21 protein-coding genes are annotated in these 25612 nt (G+C 33.5%); 15 read left to right on the forward strand and 6 right to left on the reverse strand.

Annotated features, from left to right (window positions below):
- Positions 1–9: 9 nt before the first annotated feature.
- The 5 genes from efp to ES675_RS08290 all read right to left on the reverse strand — a co-directional run bounded on the left by efp (position 10) and on the right by ES675_RS08290 (position 5124).
- Positions 10–576 (reverse strand): elongation factor P, encoded by a 567-nt coding sequence (efp, locus tag ES675_RS08270; RefSeq protein ID WP_066247993.1) that lies wholly within the window; start codon positions 574–576, stop codon positions 10–12.
- Positions 577–591: 15 nt separating this feature from the next.
- The gene (lpxA, locus tag ES675_RS08275) at positions 592–1377 is read right to left on the reverse strand and encodes an acyl-ACP--UDP-N-acetylglucosamine O-acyltransferase (protein WP_066247995.1); all 786 of its coding nucleotides are present in this window, start codon (positions 1375–1377) and stop codon (positions 592–594) included.
- A gap of 70 nt (positions 1378–1447) precedes the next feature.
- Entirely contained in the window at positions 1448–2854 is a 1407-nt protein-coding gene (locus tag ES675_RS08280; protein ID WP_066247997.1) for a bifunctional UDP-3-O-[3-hydroxymyristoyl] N-acetylglucosamine deacetylase/3-hydroxyacyl-ACP dehydratase, read from the reverse strand.
- Entirely contained in the window at positions 2841–3869 is a 1029-nt protein-coding gene (gene lpxD, locus ES675_RS08285; protein WP_066247999.1) for a UDP-3-O-(3-hydroxymyristoyl)glucosamine N-acyltransferase, read from the reverse strand. The genes ES675_RS08280 and lpxD overlap by 14 nt, the downstream gene beginning before the upstream one ends.
- Before the next feature lie 25 nt (positions 3870–3894).
- Positions 3895–5124: an HD domain-containing protein gene (locus tag ES675_RS08290; protein WP_066248120.1), complete on the reverse strand. Its 1230-nt coding sequence runs from the start codon at positions 5122–5124 to the stop codon at positions 3895–3897.
- 37 nt (positions 5125–5161) lie between these two features.
- Here ES675_RS08290 and porX point away from each other — a divergent pair, with 37 nt between their 5' ends.
- The 6 genes from porX to ES675_RS08315 all read left to right on the forward strand — a co-directional run bounded on the left by porX (position 5162) and on the right by ES675_RS08315 (position 9902).
- A complete protein-coding gene (porX, locus tag ES675_RS08295) occupies positions 5162–6715 on the forward strand; it encodes a T9SS response regulator signal transducer PorX (RefSeq protein WP_066248001.1) in 1554 nt (517 codons plus the stop codon).
- Between the two features lie 96 nt (positions 6716–6811).
- Entirely contained in the window at positions 6812–7216 is a 405-nt protein-coding gene (tsaE, locus tag ES675_RS08300; protein WP_066248003.1) for a tRNA (adenosine(37)-N6)-threonylcarbamoyltransferase complex ATPase subunit type 1 TsaE, read from the forward strand.
- A 177-nt stretch (positions 7217–7393) separates the two neighbouring features.
- Positions 7394–7537, forward strand: coding sequence for a hypothetical protein (locus ES675_RS16425; protein WP_170244081.1), 144 nt, complete (start codon positions 7394–7396; stop codon positions 7535–7537).
- A gap of 154 nt (positions 7538–7691) precedes the next feature.
- On the forward strand, positions 7692–8234 hold the full coding sequence (locus ES675_RS08305) for a hypothetical protein (protein WP_231931250.1): 543 nt from the start codon (positions 7692–7694) through the stop codon (positions 8232–8234).
- A gap of 64 nt (positions 8235–8298) precedes the next feature.
- Positions 8299–9498: an alanine dehydrogenase gene (locus ES675_RS08310; protein ID WP_066248006.1), complete on the forward strand. Its 1200-nt coding sequence runs from the start codon at positions 8299–8301 to the stop codon at positions 9496–9498.
- A gap of 32 nt (positions 9499–9530) precedes the next feature.
- Positions 9531–9902, forward strand: coding sequence for a DUF4258 domain-containing protein (locus ES675_RS08315; RefSeq protein ID WP_066248008.1), 372 nt, complete (start codon positions 9531–9533; stop codon positions 9900–9902).
- 158 nt (positions 9903–10060) lie between these two features.
- On the opposite strand, the gene ES675_RS08320 is transcribed toward ES675_RS08315, so the two are convergent.
- Positions 10061–13528: a T9SS type A sorting domain-containing protein gene (locus ES675_RS08320; protein WP_066248011.1), complete on the reverse strand. Its 3468-nt coding sequence runs from the start codon at positions 13526–13528 to the stop codon at positions 10061–10063.
- A 394-nt stretch (positions 13529–13922) separates the two neighbouring features.
- On the opposite strand from ES675_RS08320, the gene ES675_RS08325 reads away from it, so the two are divergent.
- The 9 genes from ES675_RS08325 to ES675_RS08365 are packed head-to-tail and all read left to right on the forward strand — an operon-like array spanning position 13923 to position 25610.
- Positions 13923–15056, forward strand: a complete 1134-nt coding sequence (locus ES675_RS08325; RefSeq protein WP_066248013.1) for a glycosyltransferase family 4 protein — start codon at positions 13923–13925, stop codon at positions 15054–15056.
- A 1-nt stretch (position 15057) separates the two neighbouring features.
- Positions 15058–16014 carry a glycosyltransferase family 2 protein gene (locus ES675_RS08330; RefSeq protein WP_066248017.1) on the forward strand — a complete coding sequence of 319 codons (957 nt, stop codon included), beginning with the start codon at positions 15058–15060 and terminating at the stop codon, positions 16012–16014.
- Positions 16015–16019: 5 nt separating this feature from the next.
- Positions 16020–17360: a murein biosynthesis integral membrane protein MurJ gene (gene murJ / locus ES675_RS08335; RefSeq protein WP_066248019.1), complete on the forward strand. Its 1341-nt coding sequence runs from the start codon at positions 16020–16022 to the stop codon at positions 17358–17360.
- A gap of 9 nt (positions 17361–17369) precedes the next feature.
- Positions 17370–18485, forward strand: coding sequence for an O-antigen ligase family protein (locus ES675_RS08340; protein ID WP_082985846.1), 1116 nt, complete (start codon positions 17370–17372; stop codon positions 18483–18485).
- 2 nt (positions 18486–18487) lie between these two features.
- On the forward strand, positions 18488–20338 hold the full coding sequence (gene asnB, locus ES675_RS08345; RefSeq protein ID WP_066248023.1) for an asparagine synthase (glutamine-hydrolyzing): 1851 nt from the start codon (positions 18488–18490) through the stop codon (positions 20336–20338).
- Entirely contained in the window at positions 20339–21436 is a 1098-nt protein-coding gene (locus tag ES675_RS08350; RefSeq protein WP_066248026.1) for a glycosyltransferase, read from the forward strand.
- Positions 21429–22586 carry a glycosyltransferase gene (locus ES675_RS08355; protein WP_066248028.1) on the forward strand — a complete coding sequence of 386 codons (1158 nt, stop codon included), beginning with the start codon at positions 21429–21431 and terminating at the stop codon, positions 22584–22586. The genes ES675_RS08350 and ES675_RS08355 overlap by 8 nt, the downstream gene beginning before the upstream one ends.
- 3 nt (positions 22587–22589) lie before the next feature.
- Positions 22590–24482, forward strand: coding sequence for an asparagine synthase (glutamine-hydrolyzing) (asnB, locus tag ES675_RS08360; protein WP_066248029.1), 1893 nt, complete (start codon positions 22590–22592; stop codon positions 24480–24482).
- A 36-nt stretch (positions 24483–24518) separates the two neighbouring features.
- Entirely contained in the window at positions 24519–25610 is a 1092-nt protein-coding gene (locus ES675_RS08365) for a glycosyltransferase family 4 protein (protein WP_066248031.1), read from the forward strand.
- Positions 25611–25612: the final 2 nt, after the last annotated feature.

Raw genomic sequence — 25612 nt, forward strand, 5'->3', positions numbered from 1 at the left:
TACTAATTTTTATTCTTTTACGCGTTCTTTGTAAGTTCCTTTATCTGTTTCAATTTTAATTTTATCACCTTCATTTATAAAAAGTGGTACATTAACCTCTGCTCCTGTCTCCACCGTTGCAGGCTTGGTAGCGTTGGTTGCCGTATTTCCTTTTACACCTGGTTCGGTATGTGTCACTTCTAAAACAACACTAGCTGGCATTTCAACAGACAAAGGCAAATTATCTTCCGTATTTATTAATACGGTAACAACTTCACCTTCTTTCATTAAATCCGCTCTATCTAAAGCGGCTTCTAATAAACGAATTTGCGTATAATCTTCTTGATTCATAAAATGGTAAAACTCGCCATCTTGATATAAAAACTGAAATTTATGTGTTTCAACACGAACATCTTCAATTTTGTGTCCAGCAGAAAAGGTATTATCTAATACTTTTCCCGATGTTACACTCTTCATTTTAGTCCTTACAAACGCAGGACCTTTTCCAGGTTTTACGTGTAAAAATTCGATTATTTTATAAATATCATGATTATAACGAATACATAATCCGTTGCGAATATCTGATGTTGTTGCCATTTTACTTGTTTGTTTTTAATTAGATTTGAAGTAACCCTTCATAATACCACGTTGCGAATCTTTTATGAATTGCAAAATTTCATCACGCTCATGGGTTGCTTCCATTTCAGCTTCAATTATTTCAGCTGCTTGGGTATTATTATAATTTTTTTGATATAGTATTCTGTAAATATCTTGAATTTCTGTAATTTTTTCTGTTGTAAAACCACGACGTCTTAAACCTACGGAATTAATTCCAACATAGGATAAAGGCTCACGTGCTGCTTTTACAAATGGTGGTACATCTTTCCTTACTAAAGAACCACCTGTTACAAATGCATGGTTTCCAATGGAACAAAATTGATGAACAGCTGTCATACCTGCTAAAACGACATAATCGCCAACATTAATATGACCTGCGAGTGTACTATTATTTGAAAAGATACAGTTTTTACCAACAATGCAGTCATGAGCAATGTGGCAATATGCCATAATTAGGCAATTATCACCAATAACGGTTTTCATTCTATCCGTTGTTCCACGGTTTATAGTAACACACTCTCGAATAGTCACGTTATCACCTATTTCTACTGTGGTATCTTCATCTTTATATTTTAAATCTTGAGGTGTTGCTGAAATAACGGCTCCTGGAAAAATATTACAATTCTTACCAATACGAGCGCCTTCCATAATGGTTACGTTACTTCCTATCCAAGTACCTTCACCAATAATAACATTATTATGAATAGTTGTAAAGGGATCAATAACGACATTTTTAGCTATTTTAGCTCCTGGATGTACGTATGCTAGTGGTTGATTCATTTTATACTAGAATTAATTAATTGGTGAAATTATGTAGCAAGTTCTATTTAAAAAACTGCATGTTATACTATTATTTAACTTTTGAAATTTGCGCCATTAATTCGGCTTCTGCACATAGTTTTCCATTGGCATAAGCATAACCTTGCATGTGGCAAATACCACGACGTATAGGTGAAATTAAATCGCATTTAAATATCAATGTGTCACCTGGCACCACTTTTTGTTTGAATTTCACATTATCTATTTTCATAAAGAATGTCAAATAATTTTCTGGGTCAGGAACCGTACTTAACACTAAAATGCCACCTGTTTGTGCCATAGCTTCAACAATGAGAACACCTGGCATAACCGGTGCTCCAGGGAAATGTCCTGCAAAAAATGGTTCGTTCATGGTTACGTTTTTCATACCAATAACGCCAGAATCTGTTAATTCGAATATTTTATCAATTAATAAAAATGGTTGTCTGTGTGGCAACATATTCATTATTTGATTCACATCCATTAATGGCTCTTTATTTAAATCCACATTTGGCACATTATTACGACGCTCATTTTTTATAATCTTACACATTTTTTTTGCAAATTGTGTATTGACAAAATGACCAGGTTTATTAGCAATAATCTTACCTTTTATATGTGTTTTTACTAACGCTAAATCGCCAATAACATCTAATAATTTATGTCTTGCAGCTTCATTAGGATGATGCAAAGTTAAATTATCCAGAATACCATTAGGTTTTACGGATATGGAATCTTTATTGAAAGCAATTTTCAATTTCTCCATGGTTTCAGGAGACAATTCTTTATCCACGTAAACAATGGCATTATTTAAATCGCCACCTTTAATAAGTCCGTGTTCTAAAAGTGTTTCAATTTCATGTAGAAAGCTGAAAGTTCTAGAATCTGATATTTCAGCTTTAAATTCAGACATGTTTTTAATGGACGCATTCTGCGTTCCTAAAACTTTAGTCCCAAAATCTACCATAGTAGTCACTTGGTACTCTTTAGCAGGCATAACTAGAATTTCACTTCCGGTTTCTTCGTCTGTATAAGAAATTACATCGGTTACTTCATAAGCTTCCCGAAAGGCTTCTTGTTCAACTATACCAGCTTTTTCAATAGCTTCAACAAAAAATTTAGAGGAACCATCCATAATTGGTGGTTCGGCTGCATCAAGCTCCAAAATAGCATTATCAATACCCATACCAACAAGCGCTGCCAAAACATGTTCGCAGGTTTGGATAATGACGCCATTTTTTTCAAGACATGTGCCACGTTGCGTATTAGTCACGTAAACAGCATCAGCTTCAATAATTGGGCTACCTTCCAAATCAATGCGTTTAAACGCAAAGCCAAAATTTTCAGGAGCAGGTTTAAATGTTAAGGTTACATTATTACCTGTGTGTAAACCAACGCCTTTAAGCGAAACATCACTAGCTATGGTTTTCTGTTTGATATCCGTATTAATTATTCCCATCTAATTTTTTTTCTATCTCGTTTACTGATTTAAATAATTTTGGTAAATTTTTAAAATGTACATACGATTTATTCCAATCGTTAAAGTTAAATGAAGGCGATCCTTGTAAAACTTCGTTATCCTTAATATTTTTTCCAATTCCTGATTGTGCTTGAATTTTAACATTATTACCAATTGTTAGGTGTCCAGCAATACCAACTTGTCCTCCTATTTGGCAGTTTTCGCCAATTTTGGTAGAGCCAGCAATTCCAGTTTGTGCAGCAATCACGGTATTTTTTCCAATTTCAACATTATGGGCTATTTGAATTTGATTATCCAGTTTCACACCTTTTCTTATAATTGTAGAACCTAATGTGGCACGATCTATAGTTGTCGCTGCGCCAACATCAACAAAATCCTCCAAAATAACATTCCCTATTTGTGGTACTTTGCTGTATTCGCCTTTTTCATTTGGTAAAAATCCAAAGCCATCAGCACCAATTATAGCGCCCGAATTTATAAAACAATGCGAACCAATTACACAATCAGAATAAATCTTTACACCTGCAAACACAACTGTATTATCCTTTATTACCACATTATCGCCAATATAACTATTAGGAAATATTTTAACATTGTTTCCAATTACCACATTATTACCAACGTATGAAAAAGCACCAATGTAAAGATCAGTACCTAATTTAGCGGATTCTGAAATAAATGTTGGTTGTTCTATTCCCGATTTATTGAGCTTAACCTGATTATAATATTCCAGTAATTTTGAAAATGCTTTATAGGCATCATCTACTTTTATTAAAGTAGTATGTATTTCTTTCTCTGGACTAAAGCTTTTATTAACAATGGTTATAGATGCTTTAGTTGTATATATATAAGGTGTGTATTTAGGATTAGAGAGAAAGGTTAAGGTTCCTGCCGCTCCTTCTTCAATTTTAGATAACCTGGAAACTTCAATAGTAGAGTCGCCAACAATTTCACCTTCTAATATACCTGCTATTTGTTCTGCTGTAAAATTCATTGAAAGCAAAAATAGAAAAAATGTATTACATTTTATCTTTAGGATAACATATATAATATTTTGTGACTGGTTTTGACAATGCTTTTAGGTTCAATTGGTCTGACGCTTTCACGATATTTTGAATTTTTCCCGATTGAAATAAGACGTTTATCGGCTGACTATCTTGTTCATAAGCCTGATTAGAAATAGCGCCAGTAAAAACAAAATAGGCTGCTTCATGCTCTGAAACCTTATATTGTTTCATTAATTTATTAATATGTTTTTGGAGTTTTTCCGGCTGAACAGGGTTCTTTTTTAGCTTCACTTTCAGTAATTGCCTGTTAATGATCATTTCGCATAAATTTTTTAAAACAAAATCCTCATGATATTGCCAAGCTTTCATGGCCATAATAATATCATAATCATCTAATTTAGAAAAGGTATCTAATGTCTCGTTATTAAAATTAGCAATTTGAATATCATTTTGTAAAAAAAACTGCAATGGTTTACTGGCTTCTAAAATAACACCTTGCTGCGTAAGTTCTTTAGCGCGATGTAAAACACGCATTAATAACTGTTCAGCAACCAAACCTGTTTTATGCAAATACACTTGCCAATACATAAGGCGTCTGGCAACTAAAAACTTCTCAATGCTGTAAATGCCTTTTTCTTCCACTACTAATTCATCATCCACTACATTTAGCATGGTAATTAAACGGTCACTATTAATATTACCTTCGGCAACACCTGTATAAAAACTATCACGCTTTAAATAATCAGCTCGATCCATATCAAATTGGCTCGAAATTAAAGCACACATAAACGGTCTGTTGTATTCGCCCTTAAATATTTGGATGGCAAGCGTTAAACTTCCGTTAAATTCGGTATTTAAAACCTCCATAAATTGAAGCGAAATATGCTCATGACTCACACCATTTACAATACTATGCTCCATAGCATGGGAAAAAGGACCATGACCAATATCATGTAAAAGTATGGCAATATATAAGGCGTTTTCTTCGTCTTCATATATTTCAACCCCTTTAAAACGAAGTACTTGAACCGCTTTCTGCATCAAATGCATACAACCCAAAGCATGATGAAAGCGCGTATGATGCGCACCTGGATATACTAAATATGATAAGCCCATTTGGGATATTCGGCGAAGGCGTTGAAAATATTTATGATTGATTAAATCGAAAATCAGCGCATTAGGAATGGTAATAAATCCGTAAATTGGATCGTTAAATATCTTGAGTTTGTTTTTTGTCTGCAAGCTTGCTATCATATTATTAATATATAAACAAATATACATGAACCATATAAATATTCTTTGGGTTGACGATGAAATTGATTTATTGAAACCACATATTATCTTTTTAGAACAAAAAAACTATAAAGTTACTACCTGTAAAAGTGGAACTGAAGCTTTGGAGGTTTTAGATGATAAAAATTTTGATATTGTTTTTCTAGATGAAAACATGCCAGGATTAACCGGTTTAGAAACTTTAAATGAAATTAAAGAAAAACGCGACACACTTCCTGTTGTGATGATTACCAAAAGTGAAGAAGAGTATATTATGGAGGAAGCTATTGGTAATAAAATAGCCGATTACTTAATAAAACCTGTAAATCCGAATCAGATTCTGCTGAGTTTGAAGAAAAATTTAGATCATTCACGATTAGTTTCAGAAAAAACAACCTCTAATTACCAACAGGAATTTCGTAAAATAGCTATGGATTTATCTATGGTTAACAGTTATGAAGAATGGGTTTCCTTATACCAAAAACTAATTTATTGGGAAATGCAATTGGAAGATATTGAAGATTCTGGAATGTTTGAAATTTTAGAATCTCAAAAATCTGAAGCCAATACACAGTTTGGGAAATTTATTGATAAAAATTATCCGAAGTGGTTTGAGCCTAATACAGATGCGCCAACCATGTCTCATAATTTATTTAAAGATAAAGTAGCTCCTGAAATCAGTAAAGAACAACCTACACTGTTGGTTGTAATTGATAATTTACGATACGATCAATGGAAAGCTTTTGAACCTGTGGTTAGTAATTATTACAAAAAGCGAAAAGAAGAAGCCTTTTTCAGCATTTTACCAACAGCCACGCAATATGCTAGAAATGCTATTTTTTCAGGATTGATGCCTTCTGACATGGAAAAAATGCATCCTAATTTATGGCGAAACGATACCGATGAAGGTGGTAAAAACCTACATGAAGAAGAGTTTTTAGAAGCCCAATTAAAACGATTAGGATTACAAAACTTATCTACAAAATATTTCAAGATTACCAATTTAAGAAACGGCAAACAATTAGTAGATAATTTTAAAACCTTAAAAGATAATGACTTAACCGTCGTTGTTTACAATTTTGTAGATATGCTGTCTCACTCTAAAACGGAGATGGATGTGGTAAAAGAATTAGCATCTAACGATAAAGCATATCGCTCATTAACGCAGAGTTGGTTTAAAAATTCACCGTTATTAGAAATTATTCAGCAAGCGCAACAATTAGGGTTTAAATTAATACTAACCACAGATCACGGTACTATAAATGTGAAAAACCCGTCTAAAGTGGTTGGCGACAAGGATACTTCTTTAAACTTACGTTACAAAACTGGTAGAAGCTTAACGTATGAAGATAAAGATGTATTGGTGGCAAAAGATCCAAAGTCTATTCACTTACCTGCCTTAACCATGAGCAGCTCCTTTATTTTTGCTAAAAACGATTTGTTTTTTGCCTATCCTAATAATTACAATCATTATGTTAGTTATTACAGAAATACCTATCAACATGGCGGTGTATCTTTAGAGGAAATGATTATACCCTTTATTGTGTTGGACCCCAAATAGATTCATCTTTGAAATACATAAAAATCCGATGAAATACACTTTTTATTAGTTTTTGTGATTTTTAATTCTTATAATTGCCCTTTAATAAGTAATACTTTGATTGTAGATTATAATTTAGAAAGTATAGATAGTGTGGCTCAAGCTGTTATAAAAGCTCTAAAACACAAGGTTGTTTTATTTGATGGTGCCATGGGTACTGGAAAAACAACTTTAATCAAAGCTTTAGTAAAACGGCTAGGAAGCACAGATGATGTTAGCAGTCCTACGTTTTCTTTGGTCAACACTTATCAAGCTACTAATTCGGATATCTATCATTTTGATTTATACCGATTAAATTCCATTGAAGAGGCTTATGATTTTGGGATCGAAGATTATTTAGAAAGTACGAATTGGTTATTTATAGAATGGCCAGAGATTATTAAAGAGCTTTTATCAGATGATTATCATATCATTTCATTGGAGCATCTCGGAACTGAAAAAAGACAATTAACGCTTAAATAAGGTGATTTTACAAGACTGACAAAATGACATAATTCTCAAACTGAGGCATTTTACGGGAAAACCGTAATCGAAATTTAGAAAAACGTTGATTTTAACATAATTTTAACATTTCGAGCTATTTTGATACATACTACTCATATACATTTGGATTATTAATTAATTAAATCCCTTAATATTATGAGAACAAAAAAGTATTTATTAGCAATTGCAATTTTTGGTGGAATGTTATTTACAGCTCAAGCAGCCCACATAATTGATTTAAATGACCAACAAACAACAAAAGTCAAGAAAAAAGATATTACAATTCCAAAACACGGATAATCTTTTTACTATAGTGGGAAGTATTGTTGCAACTTTAATTGGAACTTCTTACTATTCATTTTTATTATACGAAAGTGTTTCAAGTAAAAAAACTTGGAACACTTTTTTGTTTACTTCTGAAAGCAGTTTTCAGAAACTAAATTAATCGACTTTTATGAGGATTATGCAACCAAAATTTAAAAATCTTAAATCAAAAATAAAAGCAACTGACAAGAGTACTATTATAGTCGGTAGTATTATAGCCACCTTTATAGCAACGTCTCCATATTTGTTTTATTTATATGAAAGTATTCCAGATGGAAAAGTTTGGTCAACATTTCTGTTTACTTATGAAAGCGCTGGTTATGGCAACGCTAATATTGTTATGTGGCTATTAACTGGGAAATTAATTCCACTTATATTTTTATTGATATGGTTTTTAACTTGTCGTCATTGGTGGTATCATACAATATTGGTTCCAATTGCGATGTACATTTATCAAGTTTTTGGTCTATTCAATGAGGATTTATCTTATATAGATGAACTTCAACTAATTTATTTAGTGCCAGTTATGGCTATTGTAGTGCCGTCAATATACCTTATTCGTGCTAAAATGTTTGATAAACTAAATACCGCAAATAAATCATTACAAGAACTAGAAGATGAATTTATGATAAAACCAACCTCGCTTTGGGGTAAGATTAAGCAGTATTTTTAAAAAACACATCATTCTTTCAAAAATTAATTCGTAATTTGAGGTACCAATAATATGCTGTCAAATTATGTCCAAAGCCTTATCCCCTTTTACAAAACAACAATTACTCCCACAGGAAGAAACCCTAGAGGTTTACAAGAAAAAAGGTGAATTATTTATTGGCATCCCAAAAGAAACCGCTTTTCAAGAAAAACGCGTGTGTTTAACACCTGATGCTGTTTCCGCTTTAACGAGTAATGGCCATCGAATACTTATGGAATCTGGCGCTGGAAAAGGCGCTAATTTTAGTGACAAGGATTATAGTGAAGCTGGTGCCGAAATCACGAAAGATACTGCCAAGGTATATGCATGTCCCATGATTTTAAAAGTGGAGCCACCTACACTTGATCAAATAAAACTGATTAATCCACAAACCATTCTTATTTCAGCATTACAACTCAAAACCCAGCACAAAAAATATTTTGAAACACTAGCCAGTAAACGCATAACTGCTTTGGCTTTCGAGTTTATTCGCGATGAAGATGGCGCTTATCCTGCCGTGCGAAGTTTAAGTGAAATTGCCGGAACAGCTTCCGTTTTAATTGCTTCCGAGCTCTTAAGCAATGTGAATAATGGCAACGGACTATTATTTGGTAACATTAGTGGTGTTCCTCCCATTGAAGTTGTAATTTTAGGTGCTGGAACCGTTGGTGAGTTTGCCGCAAGAAGTGCCATTGGACTTGGTGCCAATGTGAAAGTTTTTGATAATTCCATAACCAAGTTGCGCTGCATACAAACTAATTTGGGTCGTACTATTTTCACCTCAACACTACAACCAAAAAACTTATCGAAAGCTTTAAAACGTTGCGATGTGGTTATTGGAGCCGTTCGTGGTAAAAATAGAGCGCCTATTCTTGTTAGCGATTCTATGGTAGCAAACATGAAAAACGGCTCGGTAATTATTGATGTTAGCATTGATATGGGTGGCTGCTTTGAAACCAGCGAAGTCACTTCACATAAACAACCTACCTTTATTAAACATGGCGTTACACATTATTGTGTACCCAATATTCCAGCACGCTACTCACGCTCTGCTTCTATTTCTATTAGTAATATTTGTACACCTTACCTATTAAAAATTGCCGAAGATGGTGGTTTAGAAAATTCTTTGCGTTTTGACAAAGGTTTGAAAAATGGGTTGTATTTTTACCACGGCATTTTAACCAGCAAATCCGTTGGTGAATGGTTCGACTTAAAACATAGCGATATTAATTTATTGATATTTTAGTCGATTTTATTTTTAAATTCAAAATAATAACTGTGAAATTAATTCAACGTATTGGGTATTACCTAGGTGGATTCTCAATTGGTTTAGTGTTACTAGCCTTTTTTTTAAATGGTAAAAAAGCGTCCTGTGATTACGGTCCTGAAGCACGCGTTTTAAAGAATATCAACTCCAAAACATTGCATATAAGTCCTGAAGCTGAAAAAGAACTGCAAGCCAGATCTATTGATAGCGCAACTATAAGATCCGTAATTAAATTTGGCGATATACAGTTTTCTAAAAGCGATACAAGAAAAGAACCTTGTGGTATTTACTTTTTAGAGAGTAGAACAAAAGAAGCTGATTTAGATTTGAAAATTGAAAACTGCGATAGTATTGCTACTATTATCGAGGTTTTATGGAAATAAAAAAATGGCTGTCTGAAAAGTAAATTTTTATTCTAAATGTCACATTGAGCGTAGTCGAAATGTTCTGGTTTTTAAAACACTAAAACCTCGACTGCGCTCAGTTTGACAAAGAGTAATCACTTTTCAAACAGCCATTTTATATAATCTAAATGGACTGTTTAGTTCAATACAATTTTTTTAGTATGAACTTTTCCATTTTGATTTAAAGTTACCAACACCATACCTCTAGGCAAATTAGAAACATTAATTTTCTTGGTAACAGCACCATGAGATGTCGTTCCAATGGAATTGGTTTGGATTAAACGACCTAGCATATCATAGATATTAATTTTAGTGTCATTATCAAATCCAGAAACCTTTACGTTTATCTCGCTTGTTGCTGGATTAGGAAACACCAACATTTCAGTATTCACCACTTCAGGCTCCACGGTTGAAAGACACGGGTTTACATAAACATTTACCCGATCTGTTTCATAATTAAATCCGTTGGACACCATCACTTCATATTCTGTTGACTCTTCTGGGCTAACGGTAATACTTTGCGTTGTTTCGCCTGTACTCCATTGGTAATATAATCCACCAGTTGCACGTAATGTTGCGCTTGTATTATCGTCGCCGTCCGCACAAATTTCAACATCTTCACCAGCATCAGCACTTACTAAATCAACAACATTCACCTGAATATTTTCAGTTCTGGCGCAGCCATTGTTTGAAACAGTTACGGTGTAAATTGAAGTATATGTTGGACTAACAGAAATTTGTTGCGTGGTTTCGCCTGTACTCCAAATATAGTCCGTTCCACCAGAAGCTGATAACGTTGTATATTGACCATATTCAATAGTTGGGTCATCACTAGTTACAACATTTGGCAATGGGCTAACTGTAACTTGTACTGTATCTGAATCCGTAACATTTCCTTCGGAAACATGAACTGTGTATGTTGTTGTAGTTACCGGATTAACAGTAATACTTTGTGTGGTTTCACCTGTACTCCATTCGTATATAGATCCACCCGATGCGGATAATGTAGTTGTTGCATTTTCACAAATAGTAACATCGTCACCTGCGTTTGCCTCCACAACAGGTTCTTCTGGCATTACAAAAACAGTAACGCTATCTTGGCTAGAACAATTATTCTCGGTTACCGTTACGGAATAGGTTGTCGTTTCCGTAGGCCAAACGGTTAAATTTTGTGATGTAGCACCTGTACTCCATAAAAACTCTGTTCCTCCTGATGCATTAAGCGTCGTGCTTGCACCCGCTGTTATCGTTATATCATACCCTGCACTTGCACTAGGTAGTGGATTTACGGTTACAAGAACCGTATCAGAATCAGATGAATTACCATCGGATACTAAAACAGTGTAGGTTGTAGTTGTTGACGGGGTAACCTCAATACTTTGCGTTGTTTCGCCAGTACTCCATTCATAGGAAGTTCCGCCAGAAGCTGTTAATGTAGTTGAAGCATTTTCGCATATTGTAACATCTTCACCGGCATCAGCTGTAACAGTTGGACCTGTACCTTCAACGGTAACAGTAACAATTGCTTCACTTGAACAATTGTTTTCAGTAACCTGAACTGAATATGTTGTTGTTTGTGTAGGACTCACTAAAATACTAGACGTTGTTTCGCCTGTACTCCATACATATAATGTTCCTCCTGTGGCAGTTAGAGTTGTACTCTCACCGTCCGTAATTGTTATGTCTGAACCAGCATTTGCTGTTGGTAAGGGATTTACAGTTACCAAAACTGAATCGGACGCAGATGTCTGACCATTTGAAACCGTTACTGTATAGTTTGTAGTTGTTGTTGGATTAACCGTTATGCTTTGTGAAGTTTCACCTGTGCTCCACTCATAATCTGATCCTCCCGATGCCGTTAAAGTGACACTTTCGCCTTCGCAAATAGTTGTATCGTCACCAGCATCGGCTGTTATGGGAGTTGGTGTCACTGATACGACAACCGTATCTTCTGATGAGCAACCCTGCCTTATTACTTGCACTGTATAGGTAGTTGTTACGGTTGGATTTACCGTAATACTTGCTGACGTTTCCGAGGTATTCCATAAAAAGGTATCACCACCTGTAGCCGTTAAGGTTACTGACTCGCCTTCATTTATAGTAACATCCTCTCCCGCATTAGCAACCGGTAAAGACTTTACAGTAACAACCACTTCATCTGTAACGCTATTTCCAGAATTATCTGTTAATGTTACCGTATAAGTCGTTGTTTGACTTGGGGTTACTTCTATGTTTTGAGTTGTTTCACCTGTACTCCAAGTAAAATTAGTTCCTCCCGTTCCATAAGCCGTTAAGTTTGTCGATTGACCTTCACAAACAGAAACATCATTTCCGGCATTAACAGTCATTCCTTGTGAAACTTGTGGATACTCCAAAACAAAAGATGGGGAACCACTTTGACTCATAACTGCTGAATCATTCCAGTTACTAGCAAAAATCATTTTTGTACCATTTCTATTTGGTACTACTTGTGTTTCGTGTAAATATGATGAAGGTGCTGCATTGTGTTTTCCATAACGCTCAATAGTTCCTGAACCATCTAATTTTATAGCAAAAATTTCAGCAGGTGCCACCGGGTTATTTGGACAACATTGTTCACTAATATATGCCCAACCTGGTCTGTCTACGTTTTGAGTAGAAATATGTCCACCCCAAATACCTTTTCCATTAATATATGGAAATAGCTTGGTAACCCCTTGACCATCCAATCGTGCCATGTAAAGACTAAAATTAGAATTCCATTCACTTTCACCACCATATTCAACAATAACCTCATTTCCATAAGCATCTACGCCTAAATCTCCATGCTCCGTATTGTGATAAATATGCTGTTCATTAGTCATATTAATATTGTAAGATTTAATTCCTGCCGTAGCACCTGTTCCGTTGTCCTTATATTGAGCAACAGCAAAGCCACCTAATTGAGATACAGAAAACCAATCCAATTCATTTCCATTGCTACCAATATCTTTAGTACCAGTAACAACATTATTCTGAATATCATATACTATTAACGTACTATTATTTCCGTTCTTACCAATAAGGCCAACATATCTGTCAAATTTATCTTGATTACCTTCTCCAAAACCAAAATCTACAGAGGCATAATTTGAAAAGCGATGTAAAACGGTTCTTTGATTACTATTAACATTATGAGAAACAAATGTATTACCATCTGTTCCGTACATAATGTTTGGTTGTGTGTGACTCCAACGTCCATAACTAGGAATATCACTCCAATACAAAAACTCGTATGTTTCTGCATCTAAAATAGCAGCAGGATAGCCCGCCATTTTTATTAATGTTTCATCGCTATTCCAAGTTTGATCACGACTATAGTTATGCCTTAATCGTTGTCCTGTAACATTAAATATATTTCTATCAGAAATTCTTGTAACCGAACTTCCAGAAAGTGATTCCGTAAACGTTTCTAAATATCCAGGAAGCGATATTCCGGGTTGCTGATACGTTTCGTAATTAACATTTGGTAATTGTACTTGGTCAGGATAAGACTGACCAGTCATTTTATTTGGGGTAAAAAATAAAAGTAACATGCTTATGGAAATTCCTTTTAAAAGAAATTTCCCTCTAATTTTTTTCTTCATTTGAGGCGATTTGCTATTAATCTGCGTAAAACTATGTATTCAACTTATAACCAAAACAACTTCTTCCTAAATATTCGATGAAATACAATATTTTTGTCAGAAATACACTACTCAAAATGCATTTTGTAGTACTTTTTGTACTTTTTGTCGATAAAATTTCGGGTAGATTGTTCTGGCAAGAAATGGAATGACGACAAATATACGTTTGTTAAAGAGATTTAGATGTTTTTCTTTATTACTAGATATCAACATGTTATCAACAAACAAAAATAAACGCGCCATTACTCAAGTATTGTTATTCATATCTAAAATCGGTCGTTAATCTAATTAATGTCTTACAGCAACATAAAGACTAAAAAAATATATACTTTTATTGCGCTATTAATAAATATATATGTCCAATCTTCATTCTGAAGGTCAGTTTTCGGTTACAAATAAACCGAAAATAGCCTTTATAATAACCAGTTTAACCTCAGGTGGTGCCGAACGCGTTTTAAGCACGCTTTCAAATTCCTTTGTTGCTGATTATCAAGTAACCATAATCACTTTATATAATGTGATGCCATTTTATGAATTGGATAGTCGTATTAAACGCATTTCTTGCAAGGAGTCTTACAATAAAAATATGCGTTTTATAGATTCACTTACCAACAACATCTATATGATTGGTAGTTTATATCGCATTTTAAAAAAGGAACAGATTTCAGTTGCTATAGGTTTTATGACCACAACTAATATTTATACCATAATTGCGAGTAAACTTGCGAGAATCCCATGTTTAATTAGTGAACGCACGCATCCAGATTATGATCCCTTATCCGACTTTTGGATAAAAATTAGAAAAAAAACATATCCATATTGCACAAAACTGATTGTTCAAACGGCTGGTATTAAATCCTACTTTACCAAATTTTTAAATCCGGATAAATTGGCCATTATTAAAAACCCGTTGGCAGACAGCTTAATAGCATTTAGAGATGAATCCTTAAAAAAAGAAAACATAATTTTAAGCGTTGGCAGACTCGATCCTGTTAAAAATCAACGCTTACTGATTGAAGCTTTTTCAGAAATGGAAATAGATAATTGGAAAATTCAAATTGTAGGCGAAGGTGAATTACGTTCTGAATTGCAAGCTCTCATTAATGACTTAAATTTGGAGGATTCTGTAGAATTAATCGGCAGCGTGGATTGTGTCCATGACTATTATAATAAAGCACGAATTTTTGCTTTCACATCTAATTTTGAAGGTTTTCCAAACGCATTAATAGAAGCTATGGCTTTTGGCTTACCTTGCATTTCCACTAATTGCCCTTCAGGACCTAATGAAGTTATTGATGATGGCGAAAATGGATTTTTGATTCCTGTAGGTGATAAAAACATGCTGAAACTCAAATTGGAGGTATTAATATCTCAACCTGAATTAGGAGAACGATTTGGGGCTTCTGCTAAAGCAAGCACTGCAAAATTTGAAACAAAACATATTTCGGAACAATGGAAACATTTAATAACGGAAGCATTACAACGTTAATATGAATTTACAAACACTACTGCCATCCTACTCCGAACAACCTAAAGGCAATTACGCCTATCGCTTTACCATATTTACACCTGTTTATAACAGAGCGAATACTTTAAAACGTGTATTTGAATCACTAGAAAATCAAACATTCAAAGATTTTGAACTGGTAATTATTAATGACGGTTCTACTGATAACTCGCATGAGACTATTGAAACCCTTTTAAAAACAGCAACGTTTCCAGTTAATTATGTTAATAACGCTATAAACAAACATAAAATGGCCTGCTTTTTTCAGGCTATCAATTTAGCTCAAGGTGAGTTTATATTACCATTCGATTCTGATGATGCTTGTGTTCCAGAAGCTTTAGAATTACTAAATAAAGAATACGAAGAAATTCCAGCCGATTTAAAACCGAGAATAAGTGGTGTAACATGTTTATGCGAAGATCAAAACGGAAATTTAGTTGGTAAAGCTTTTGAAAAGCAACCCTATTATAGCAATACGTTTATGTCTCAACGCGAACATTTAGAAGCCACTGAAAAATGGGGGTTTACAAAAACAGATGTTTTAAAAAGTATTCATATTAATGAAGCTATTTTCGCCAAAGGTTATATTCCAGAAGGCATTATTTGGGAATTACTTGCTAATCAAGGATTTAAAACCAAATATGTGAATCATATTTTACGTATTTACTATCTAGATACGGAAAATGCCATTTCTATTCAGAATCATAAAAAAGATGCGTTTGGTATGGCTATCTATTCCTTATGTATTTTAAACTGGTTTTATTCGGATTATTTCATGAAGTATCCCACACTATTTATAAAACGAATTTTGACACTTTTAAGAGCTGCCATTTTTTTAGACCTCAGTTTGAAATCCTATACAAATGCTATAAACTCAACGCTTTTGAAAACACTATTTATTTTAGGATGGCCATTTAAAAAACTCTTAAAAAACACCTAGTCATTGTGAAAATAACAACCTTAATCAAAACCTTATTTTATAAGGTAAAAAACAACCCGACTGCTATCAATATTATTATTGTTGGAGCCATTACGGTATTGGTTAAGTTTTTTGGTTTTTACAAGGAAGTTATAATAGCCGGTGAATTTGGACTGTCGGAATTACTAGACACCTTTTTAATAGCCCTATTACTTCCTGGATTTATTAATGAGGTTTTCTTAAGTGCTTTCAACTCGGTCTTTATTCCTAATTATATAGCAGAAGAAAAAACAAATAAAAATATTGGCGCTTTTCAGTCTACGAGTTTTATGGTTACCATATTGACTTCATTAGTCTTTATGGGAATTGCCTATTTGTTTACCGATGTCCTTTTAGAACTCTTTTTCGCTGGACATACGTCTAGTTATTATGAATTAATTATTCTGCAATTCCATTATTTATTACCCTGTATTCTTATTTGGGGATTAACATCTTTAATTAGTGGATTACTCAATATATATGGTGAATTCACGTATTCGTCCCTCTACCCGATTATAACATCTCTTGCTATGATTGTTTGTGTCGTTTTTTATCGTGAAGATTTAGGGACTGCCGTTCTAGCTATCGGTATGCTAATCGGGAGTGTGTTGCAACTTGTATTTCTGACACTTATTGCTTTGCAAAAACGAATTTTAAAATTTGCCATACCTGATTTTAAAAGCTCCAATGCTGTTTTAATGTTTAAACAAGTGCCAGCAAAAGTTTCATCAGGATTTTTAACAGGATTAATTCCTGTTACGGATTTATATTTTGCAGCGCAACTGGTGGTCGGCTCAATTACCGCTTTAAGCTATGGGATGAAAATACCAGCATTTTTCACAACCATTTTTATCATTGCTTTAGGAAATGTGTTATTACCTTACTTTTCAAAGTTGACAATTGATGACCCTGAAAAATCCTTTAAAACGCTATATCTGCTAAATAAATGGATTTTCGTAGTTATTATGAGTGTCATGGTTGTTGCAAGCATATTTTCATCTGAAATTATTGCACTTCTGTTTGAAAGAGATAGTTTTACAGCTGATGATACCGCTATCGTTTCCCAAATTCAAATTATATACTTAATAGGTGTCCCATTTATTATCTGTGGTAATTTATTTGTGAAATTTCTTACCAGTATTAACAAAAATGCATTTATGGCTTATGTCTCGCTAGGTAGCATGCTATTAAATATTATATTAGATTTTATTTTAATGAATTGGATTGGTCTAATTGGCATTGCCCTTTGTACGACCATCATTCAAATTATAAAAATATTTGTTTTCTATAATTATACCAACAAGCAAAAAAAAATCTTAATAAAGTAAGGTGAATTCATGAAACTATTAAAATACGTAGCGCTAATTCTAATACTCCTAAATGTTCCCACATTTAGTTTGGAGTATCTTGGTGCAGGTATGGGTTCTATTACTAATTTGCTATTAACTATTTCTGTAATTATATATTTCTTTATTGCGAAAAAATCTAAACCACTTTGGCCCTTTATTGTTTTAGGGATTTGCTTTTTTACATTTTCAGGACTCCAATATACAGGTGTTACGGAATTGTTTATAAAAGAAGCTATTCGTTATTTTATATTTATAGTGTGCGTAAATGAAATTACTAAAGATACAACGGATAAAGAACTGCTTATTTTTCTTGTAATTGGCGCTTTAAGTATTGCCGTAAACGCATTAGTGTTTCCGGATATTTTTGGCAGATATGGTGGGTTTTATCTAAACCCTAATAAAGCTGGTTTTATCTGCTTATTTGCTTTTGCGCTAACCTATATCATTCCAAATTACAAGCTTAAATTATCGGTGCAATTTGTGCTAATATTATGTGGTATTTTCACACTATCTAGGTCGTTTATTATGTTTTTAGTAATTATTAATGTGATATCCGTTTTTGCGAATAAAAAAAATATACAAACCTTCGCTGTTGGCGCCGTTGCTTTGGTTATTATTTTTGCAGCTTCTTCAGCCCTTCAACTAAATAAAGCGCGGTTTTCAGCTTTACACAGTTTATTCGGCGATAGCGAAAATGTACAAACACAAACCATAACGGAAGGTTCCAGAAATGAAACTTGGTCGTTTTTCTCGGATCTAATAACCAACAATATCGTTACAGGTGCTGGTTACAAGTCCATGAGAGGTGAATCCAGTTTAGTAGCTGTGGAATATGGTGTTCACAATACTTTCCTAATGGTGTTGGGTGAAGCTGGTATTTTAGCATTTTTACTAATTATTATTATTTATTTGGCCATAACCATACGAAGTCTTCGGTTTTTTCGCGTGCATCAAGAATACACCTATTTAGCCGTTGCAATCATTGGATACTTAATGGTAGCTCATAACTTTTTTGAAAAATACGATGTGCTTTTTGTTTCCATTTGGCTATATCATAGAGTAAATCAACAATTGCCTTTAGAGGCTGAAATTAAAGCAAATTAATTATGTGTGGAATTTACGGATCAACTATAGAATACTCTAAAAAACAGGTTCAAGACAAGTTGGAACGCGCAAAATTTAGAGGTCCCGATAAATTAGATTTTAAATTTTTTGGAGACGTATCCAAACCAGTAATCTTTGGACATAACCGCTTGGCTATTATAGATATTGACGAGCGCTCCAACCAACCGTTTACCTATAACAATACCATTCATATTGTTTTTAATGGTGAGGTTTACAATTTTAAAGTGCTAAAAAAACAGTTAGAAGCAAAAGGCTATAAATTCAACACAACCAGTGATACGGAAGTAATTTGTGCAGCGTATTTAGAATATGGCGAAGATTGCGTAGATTATCTTGGTGGTATGTTTGCCTTTGTTATCTATGATGAAACGAAACAAAAACTTTTTGGCGCCCGGGATCGTTTGGGTAAAAAACCATTTTACTATTACTTGAATGATAAGCAATTTGAATTTGCAAGTCAGCTTTCATCCATTCAAATGCATCATTCTAATTTAACAATTTCTAATAAAGCTATCAGTTACTATTTAGCTTGGGGAGCCGTTCCCGATCCGCATTCCATTTTTAATGAAATTAAAAAACTACAAGCTGGACATTGTTTTTCTTTAGATTTAACATCTTACGACTTTAAAGAACGAAAATATTGGGATATTGATACAGACGTTAAAAACCCGTATCAAGGTTCTTACAAAGATGCTATTACCGAATTAGATGGCTTGATAAGCAATGCCGTTTCCACACGTTTATTTGCCGATGTTCCTGTGGGTGTTTTCCTTTCAGGTGGTGTTGATTCCTCGGTCGTTGCTGCTTTAGCTACAAAAACAACCGATAGTAAAGTGAAAACCTTTTCAGTAAAATTTAACGAGAAAGGTTTTGACGAAAGTGTTTATGCCCAACAGGTAGCGGATCACTTACAAACAGATCATCATATTATAGAATGTAATTATAATGAAGGATTAGATCTCATTGATAATTTTACACATTTTTATGATGAACCATTTGCTGATTCTTCAGCCATCCCATCCATGCTTTTAGCGAAGCATACACGTAAAAAAGTTACGGTTGCTTTATCTGGTGATGGTGGAGACGAAAGTTTCATAGGTTATGAACGCTACAAATGGATGAAACAGGTAAATCACTTATACAATTTGCCAAATTTTTTAAGGCATACGGTTGCAAAAACAGCTAGTTTAGCGCCTTATTATAAATTAAAAATGATTGGTAAAGGATTACAATATGACGATATCAATTCGCTATATATTGCATCGGTTACTGGTGTTAATATGTCTTGGTTGAAATCCGATTTTGATTATACCGATGTTCCCGAAAAGAAATACTTATTTCACAACACTAAAAATTTATATGAACGCCTAACCGATTTTGATATTAAAACCTACCTTAATTGGGATATTAATACCAAAGTAGATCGCGCCACCATGGCATATTCTCTGGAAGCACGTGCGCCACTTATGGATCACAGTATTGTGGAATTTGCGCAGTCATTACCAACAGATTTTAAATACAATGGGAAAATTCAAAAGCGTATTTTAAAAGATGTGCTGTATCAATATGTTCCTGAAAAAATATTTGACAGACCAAAAGCTGGTTTTACCATGCCATTTGCGGAATGGTTTAAACATGAACTGAAAGATTATGTATTATCAGAACTAGATATGGCCAGTTTGCGAGAAATCCCGAATATTGATGCTGATGAGGTCCATAAAATGATTCAACAACATATGAATGGAAGCTGGAATCGCTATCCTTTAATTTGGAAATTGCTCGTTTTAAAACAATGGCTTAAAACAAATGGAAAAGGATACACTATTAAATAAATGAACAACTCTAAAACCAATATTATATTTGTCCTACCGTCATTAGCTGCTGGCGGCGCCGAACGTATCCTATCGTACGTGGCTCAAAACTTGGACGAAAACCAATTTAAAGTCACCTTACTTATTACAGGCTATGAAAAAGATACCGTGTACGAACTAGAAAATTTAAACATCGTTTACTTAAACAAACCGCGTGTTTTAAAAGCTTTTGGAAGTTTGTTTCAATACTTCAGAAAACACAAACCAGATATTGTAGTTAGTTCCATTGTGCATTTGAATACTATGATTGCTTTTATGTCTCCTTATTTTAGAAAGACTAAATTTGTTTCTCGTGAGGCGAATGTATTAACCGTTTTAAATGAACATAATCCGTACACCAAGTCTGCTTTTCCCAAAGCTATGATTGTATTTGCATATAAGTTAGTAGACTGCATTATTTGTCAATCTAAAGACATGCAAAAGGATATGATTGCAAATTATAATGTACCCGAATCAAAAACCGTTTTAATTAACAATCCCATTACTAAAGTATTTAAACTTAAAGCTACGGCTCGTGATACGTCAAAACCAATTAACTTTATCACGATTGGTCGTTTAAGCAAGGAGAAAGGTCATGAACGCATTATTAATGTGCTTTCACAATTAAATTTTCCATTTCATTATACAATAATTGGTGCTGGTAATGAAAAAGATAGTATTTTTGAAATGCTTGATAATAAGGGTCTAACAAAAAACATAACGTATATTAGCTTCACAAAAAATGTAGAAACCTATTTAGCTGAAAGCGATGTGTTCTTACAAGGATCCTTTGTGGAAGGATTTCCTAATGTACTAATAGAAAGCTGCGTTGTAGGTACTCCTATTTTAGCTTTTAATGCACCTGGTGGATTGGATGAAATTATTGAGTCTGGTAAAAATGGTTTTGTAGCCGATACCAAGGGAGATTATTTAAACTATTTAAACCAAATTCATGAAGCATTTCCTTTTAACCCTGAAACCGTTAGTAATGTGGTGATAAATAAATTTAGTAGCAATAAAATTATTAGTGAATACACAAACTTGTTTTTAAAATTATCCCCTAAGAATCAGCATGTCTGAAAAAAGAAAAATAGCATTATTTATTTCTGCCATAGGTTATGGTGGTGCCGAAAAAGTTGTTAGCTTATTATTATATGAGCTTCCTAAATATTACGATGTCACGTTAATTTTGTTATATAATGAAATTAAACTACCCATACCAGAAGATACGAAACTGGTGATTTTATCAAAACCTGATGAAACTTTTAAAACTTCCATATTTGGTCGAATTAAAGACAACATCAAATTCATATTTACATATCAAAAGGTTTTAAAAGAAGAGAAAATTGATGTGGTCGTTTCCTTTTTAGTTCGTCAAAATATTATGACCAGCATTGCGAAAATGTTTAACCCTAAACTAAAAACTATAATTAGCGAGCGTTGTTTTCCATCCATCATGTACAAAGATGATAAGTTAACTGCATTTTTAACCAAACTATTAATCCCCTACTTTTATAACAAAAACGACAAACTATTTTCAAATTCCATTTATATCAATGCGGATTTAAAAACAAATTACAGACTAAAAATAGACAGGTCCGTTATTTATAATCCCATACTAACTAAAACAGTTAAGCCTGAATTAGCTACCTACTCTGATTTTGAAGATATATTTAAAGTAGTCACAGTTGGACGCATGATTCCTGTGAAAAACCAAAAAAGCATTATTGAAGCTATAAGTATGTTATCCAGTAATTTTTATATGGAAATTTATGGTGATGGCTATTTACACCAACAATTAGATGAATTATCAATAAAATTGAATCTTGCTGGACGCGTTCATTTTAATGGAAACGTAGATGATGTTAAATCATACATTGTAAAAGGACACTGTTTTGTATTATGCTCCTTAACCGAAGGATTCCCTAATGTGGTTTTGGAAGCCATGTCTGTAGGTTTGCCAGTAATTTGCACCAACTGCATGTCTGGTCCTTTGGAATTACTTAATAACAATGAAGATATTTCTATTTTAAAAGGATCATTCGCTAAAGCTAAATATGGCATATTAGTAAATGTTGATGATGCTGTGGGGCTTTCTCAAGCCATTAAATATTTACAAAAAAACCCAGAAGCACGTCAAAAGTATAGCGATTTAAGTTTCGAACGCGCTAAAACTTATGATATCAAGAATATTGGAATTCATGTTAAAAACTTAATTGATAGTATTTAATCTATGTGTGGAATAAACGGATTTATAAAACCAACATTTACAGCTTCGGAAGACGCCTTAAGCACGCTTAAAAAAATGAATCATGCCATCATACATCGTGGTCCTGATGATTCCGGTTTTTATCACAATAGCAGTGACACATATTCTGTAGCAATGGCTATGCGCAGACTTTCAATTATAGATTTAAATACAGGCAAGCAACCTATTTCAAATGAAGATAATAGTATAACTATTGTTTTTAATGGTGAAATATATAATTACCGAAAACTACGTGCAGATTTAGAAACAAAAGGCTTGACTTTTAAAACACAAAGTGATACAGAAGTTATTCTAAAACTGTATGAAACGGAAGGCGAAAAATCTTTTGAAAAACTAGATGGTATGTTTGCATTTAGTATTCATGACAAGAACAAAAAAAAGCTCATTGTTGCGCGTGATTTCTTTGGCGAAAAACCATTGTATTACACACAAACAGAAAGTGGTTTTTATTATGCATCTGAACTTAAATCTATTATTAAGGTGCTTCCCAATAAACCTGAAATTTCAAAAACAGGATTAAATTTATTTTTTAAACTCACATACATTCCTGCTCCTTTTTCTATTTATGATGGTATTCAGAAATTAGAAGCCAATCATTATATCACATATGATTTAGAAAATCACACACATACTATTTCCGCAATCAATAAAATTGAGAGAGATAGAAGCAACCTGTCTTTTGATGATGCTAAATTAAAGTTGCACGACCTTATGATAACCAGTATTGAAAGTCGCACAGTTAGTGATGTTCCAATTGGCACGTTTCTATCTGGTGGTGTGGATTCTTCTATTGTTAGTCTGGGATTATCACAATTATCTAACAACAAAATAGACACCTTTTCTATTGGTTTTGATAAAACATCATTTGATGAAACCGATAAATCTAAACTGGTAGCCAAGCAAATCAACAGTAATCATCACGAGTTTATAATTTCTGAAAACGATATTAAAGCACATATTGATGCTATTTTATTGAATTTTGATGAACCGTTTGCAGATTCATCCGCACTACCAACCTATTTAGTATCCAAAAAAACAAGCGATTATGTAAAAGTTGCCTTAACCGGAGATGGTGGTGATGAGGTTTTTGGTGGTTACAATAAATATTACATGGGAAATTTAAACAACCGTTATACCAATATGGTTCCCGAGTTTCTTCATAATAGTACAAAACCATTGCTAACGAGTCTACTTTCAACTAAAGATGATAATCGCGGAAAACGTTTTAAACTAAAAAAACTGGTCCAAGCTATTGATTATACAGGTGAAAACTATTGGAATATTATTTCATTAGGTTTTGAAAATGATACCCAACAATTACTAAATCCTGAACATACGTTAGCAAATCCGTTTGCATATTATAAAGAACATATTAACAAACCGAAATCGCTTCATGATTATCGAGAAGTTGACCGTTTAATAAGCCTTGAAGGCGACATGCTAGTTAAAGTAGATAGAACCAGCATGATGAATTCACTAGAATGCCGTGCGCCATTTTTAAACAAAGCCCTTTGGGATTTTTCTAATAGTTTACCAGAAAATTACTTACTTAAAGGTTGGAGCAAAAAGCATATTTTAAAAGAAGCTTTTAAGCATGAGTTTCCTGATGGATTTCTAGATAAATCTAAAAAAGGCTTTGCCGTTCCTGTTGGAGACTGGCTTCGTGCTGGCTTAAAAAAGGAATTAGAAAGTTACACTGACTCTAAACTAATAGATAAACAAGGGTTGTTTAACAGCAACTACATCAAACCACTAGTCATGAATCATATTTCTGGCAAGGAAGACAATAGCTATAAAGTTTGGACATTTTACACATTTCAAAAGTGGTATTTTTCACTTTACAACTCACATTTATAAATCAAGAAACGATTAGCTAATTATAGTTTAAAATTAATGTCAAAAAAAATATGTTTAGTTGGTGGTGAAGATGTGCACAAACGCATCAATCTTTCGCAGTATTTAATTGCTGCCGGTTTTGAGGTGACTATTATTGGGACAAGCAACTTGACGTTCCCTGAAAACATAACCTATTTTGATTACCCATTAAATAGAAGCCTTTCCATAACATCAGATAATAAAACCATAAAATGGTATCGGTCATTTTTTACCGAAAACAGATTTGACGTAATTCATACGTTTGACACGAAACCTGCCTTTTTAGTACCACTAGCATTACTTAAGACGAACACACCTATCACCCGAACAATTACCGGTTTAGGCACTATTTTTATGTCGAAATCCTTTCGGAATTTAATTTTACAATTCGTTTACAAAACATTGCATAGAAAAGTCAAAAACCGAGTATATAAAACGATTTTTCAAAATGATGATGACAAAAATTTATTTCTAAAATACAATCTTATTAATCCACATAATTTCGGGTTAATATACAGTAGTGGCATCGAACTAAAACAATACAACTCTTTAGCAGAGCGTAAGAACAAGACATTCACATTTATATTTGTGGCGCGTTTAGTTTATGAAAAAGGCATCACATTCTTATTAGAAGCTGCTAAAATATGCCACGAAAGAGGCTATGACTTTAAGTTTATAATTGTGGGACCGTTAGAAGAGAATTCCAAGCGACTAAATTCAGAAATATTAAAACAATATAAATCTTATGTGGAATTTTTAGGCGAACGAAAAGATGTTAGTGAATTATTATTAAGCGCAGACGCTATGATATTACCAACGTTTCGTGAAGGTTTTGCCAGAGTTCTTCTGGAAGCTGCAGCCGTAGGACTACCTATTATTTCAACAGATGTAACAGGAGTTCGCGAATTTGCCAAAAATAATCAAGAAGCTATTTTAGTGCCTTCAAAAAATACCGAAGCTCTAGTTGATGCCATTATAGATTTAGCAGCAAATAAAAATTTAGCAAATAAATTAGCTGAAAGCGCCTTAAAAAGAGTTGAAACGTTTAGTCTTGAAAACGTATCTAAACAATATATAACTATATTTGAGGACGCTATTAATCAACATTAAAA

Origin of the sequence: Algorimicrobium algoritergicola, from assembly GCF_008086165.1 — a bacterium.
In the GTDB taxonomy this organism is placed as follows: domain Bacteria; phylum Bacteroidota; class Bacteroidia; order Flavobacteriales; family Flavobacteriaceae; genus Algorimicrobium; species Algorimicrobium algoritergicola.

What these genes read in the sequence shown, in the direction of transcription:
- lpxA (WP_066247995.1), bottom strand. Translation starts at nt 1,377, where the DNA reads ATGAATCAACCACTAGCATACGTACATCCAGGAGCTAAAATAGCTAAA.
- ES675_RS08330 (WP_066248017.1), top strand. Translation starts at nt 15,058, where the DNA reads ATGAATTTACAAACACTACTGCCATCCTACTCCGAACAACCTAAAGGC.
- ES675_RS08305 (WP_231931250.1), top strand. Translation starts at nt 7,692, where the DNA reads ATGAGGATTATGCAACCAAAATTTAAAAATCTTAAATCAAAAATAAAA.
- ES675_RS08340 (WP_082985846.1), top strand. Translation starts at nt 17,370, where the DNA reads ATGAAACTATTAAAATACGTAGCGCTAATTCTAATACTCCTAAATGTT.
- ES675_RS08310 (WP_066248006.1), top strand. Translation starts at nt 8,299, where the DNA reads ATGTCCAAAGCCTTATCCCCTTTTACAAAACAACAATTACTCCCACAG.
- ES675_RS08355 (WP_066248028.1), top strand. Translation starts at nt 21,429, where the DNA reads ATGTCTGAAAAAAGAAAAATAGCATTATTTATTTCTGCCATAGGTTAT.
- porX (WP_066248001.1), top strand. Translation starts at nt 5,162, where the DNA reads ATGAACCATATAAATATTCTTTGGGTTGACGATGAAATTGATTTATTG.
- asnB (WP_066248029.1), top strand. Translation starts at nt 22,590, where the DNA reads ATGTGTGGAATAAACGGATTTATAAAACCAACATTTACAGCTTCGGAA.
- efp (WP_066247993.1), bottom strand. Translation starts at nt 576, where the DNA reads ATGGCAACAACATCAGATATTCGCAACGGATTATGTATTCGTTATAAT.
- asnB (WP_066248023.1), top strand. Translation starts at nt 18,488, where the DNA reads ATGTGTGGAATTTACGGATCAACTATAGAATACTCTAAAAAACAGGTT.
- ES675_RS16425 (WP_170244081.1), top strand. Translation starts at nt 7,394, where the DNA reads ATGAGAACAAAAAAGTATTTATTAGCAATTGCAATTTTTGGTGGAATG.
- lpxD (WP_066247999.1), bottom strand. Translation starts at nt 3,869, where the DNA reads ATGAATTTTACAGCAGAACAAATAGCAGGTATATTAGAAGGTGAAATT.
- ES675_RS08325 (WP_066248013.1), top strand. Translation starts at nt 13,923, where the DNA reads ATGTCCAATCTTCATTCTGAAGGTCAGTTTTCGGTTACAAATAAACCG.
- ES675_RS08280 (WP_066247997.1), bottom strand. Translation starts at nt 2,854, where the DNA reads ATGGGAATAATTAATACGGATATCAAACAGAAAACCATAGCTAGTGAT.
- ES675_RS08365 (WP_066248031.1), top strand. Translation starts at nt 24,519, where the DNA reads ATGTCAAAAAAAATATGTTTAGTTGGTGGTGAAGATGTGCACAAACGC.
- ES675_RS08350 (WP_066248026.1), top strand. Translation starts at nt 20,339, where the DNA reads ATGAACAACTCTAAAACCAATATTATATTTGTCCTACCGTCATTAGCT.
- ES675_RS08320 (WP_066248011.1), bottom strand. Translation starts at nt 13,528, where the DNA reads ATGAAGAAAAAAATTAGAGGGAAATTTCTTTTAAAAGGAATTTCCATA.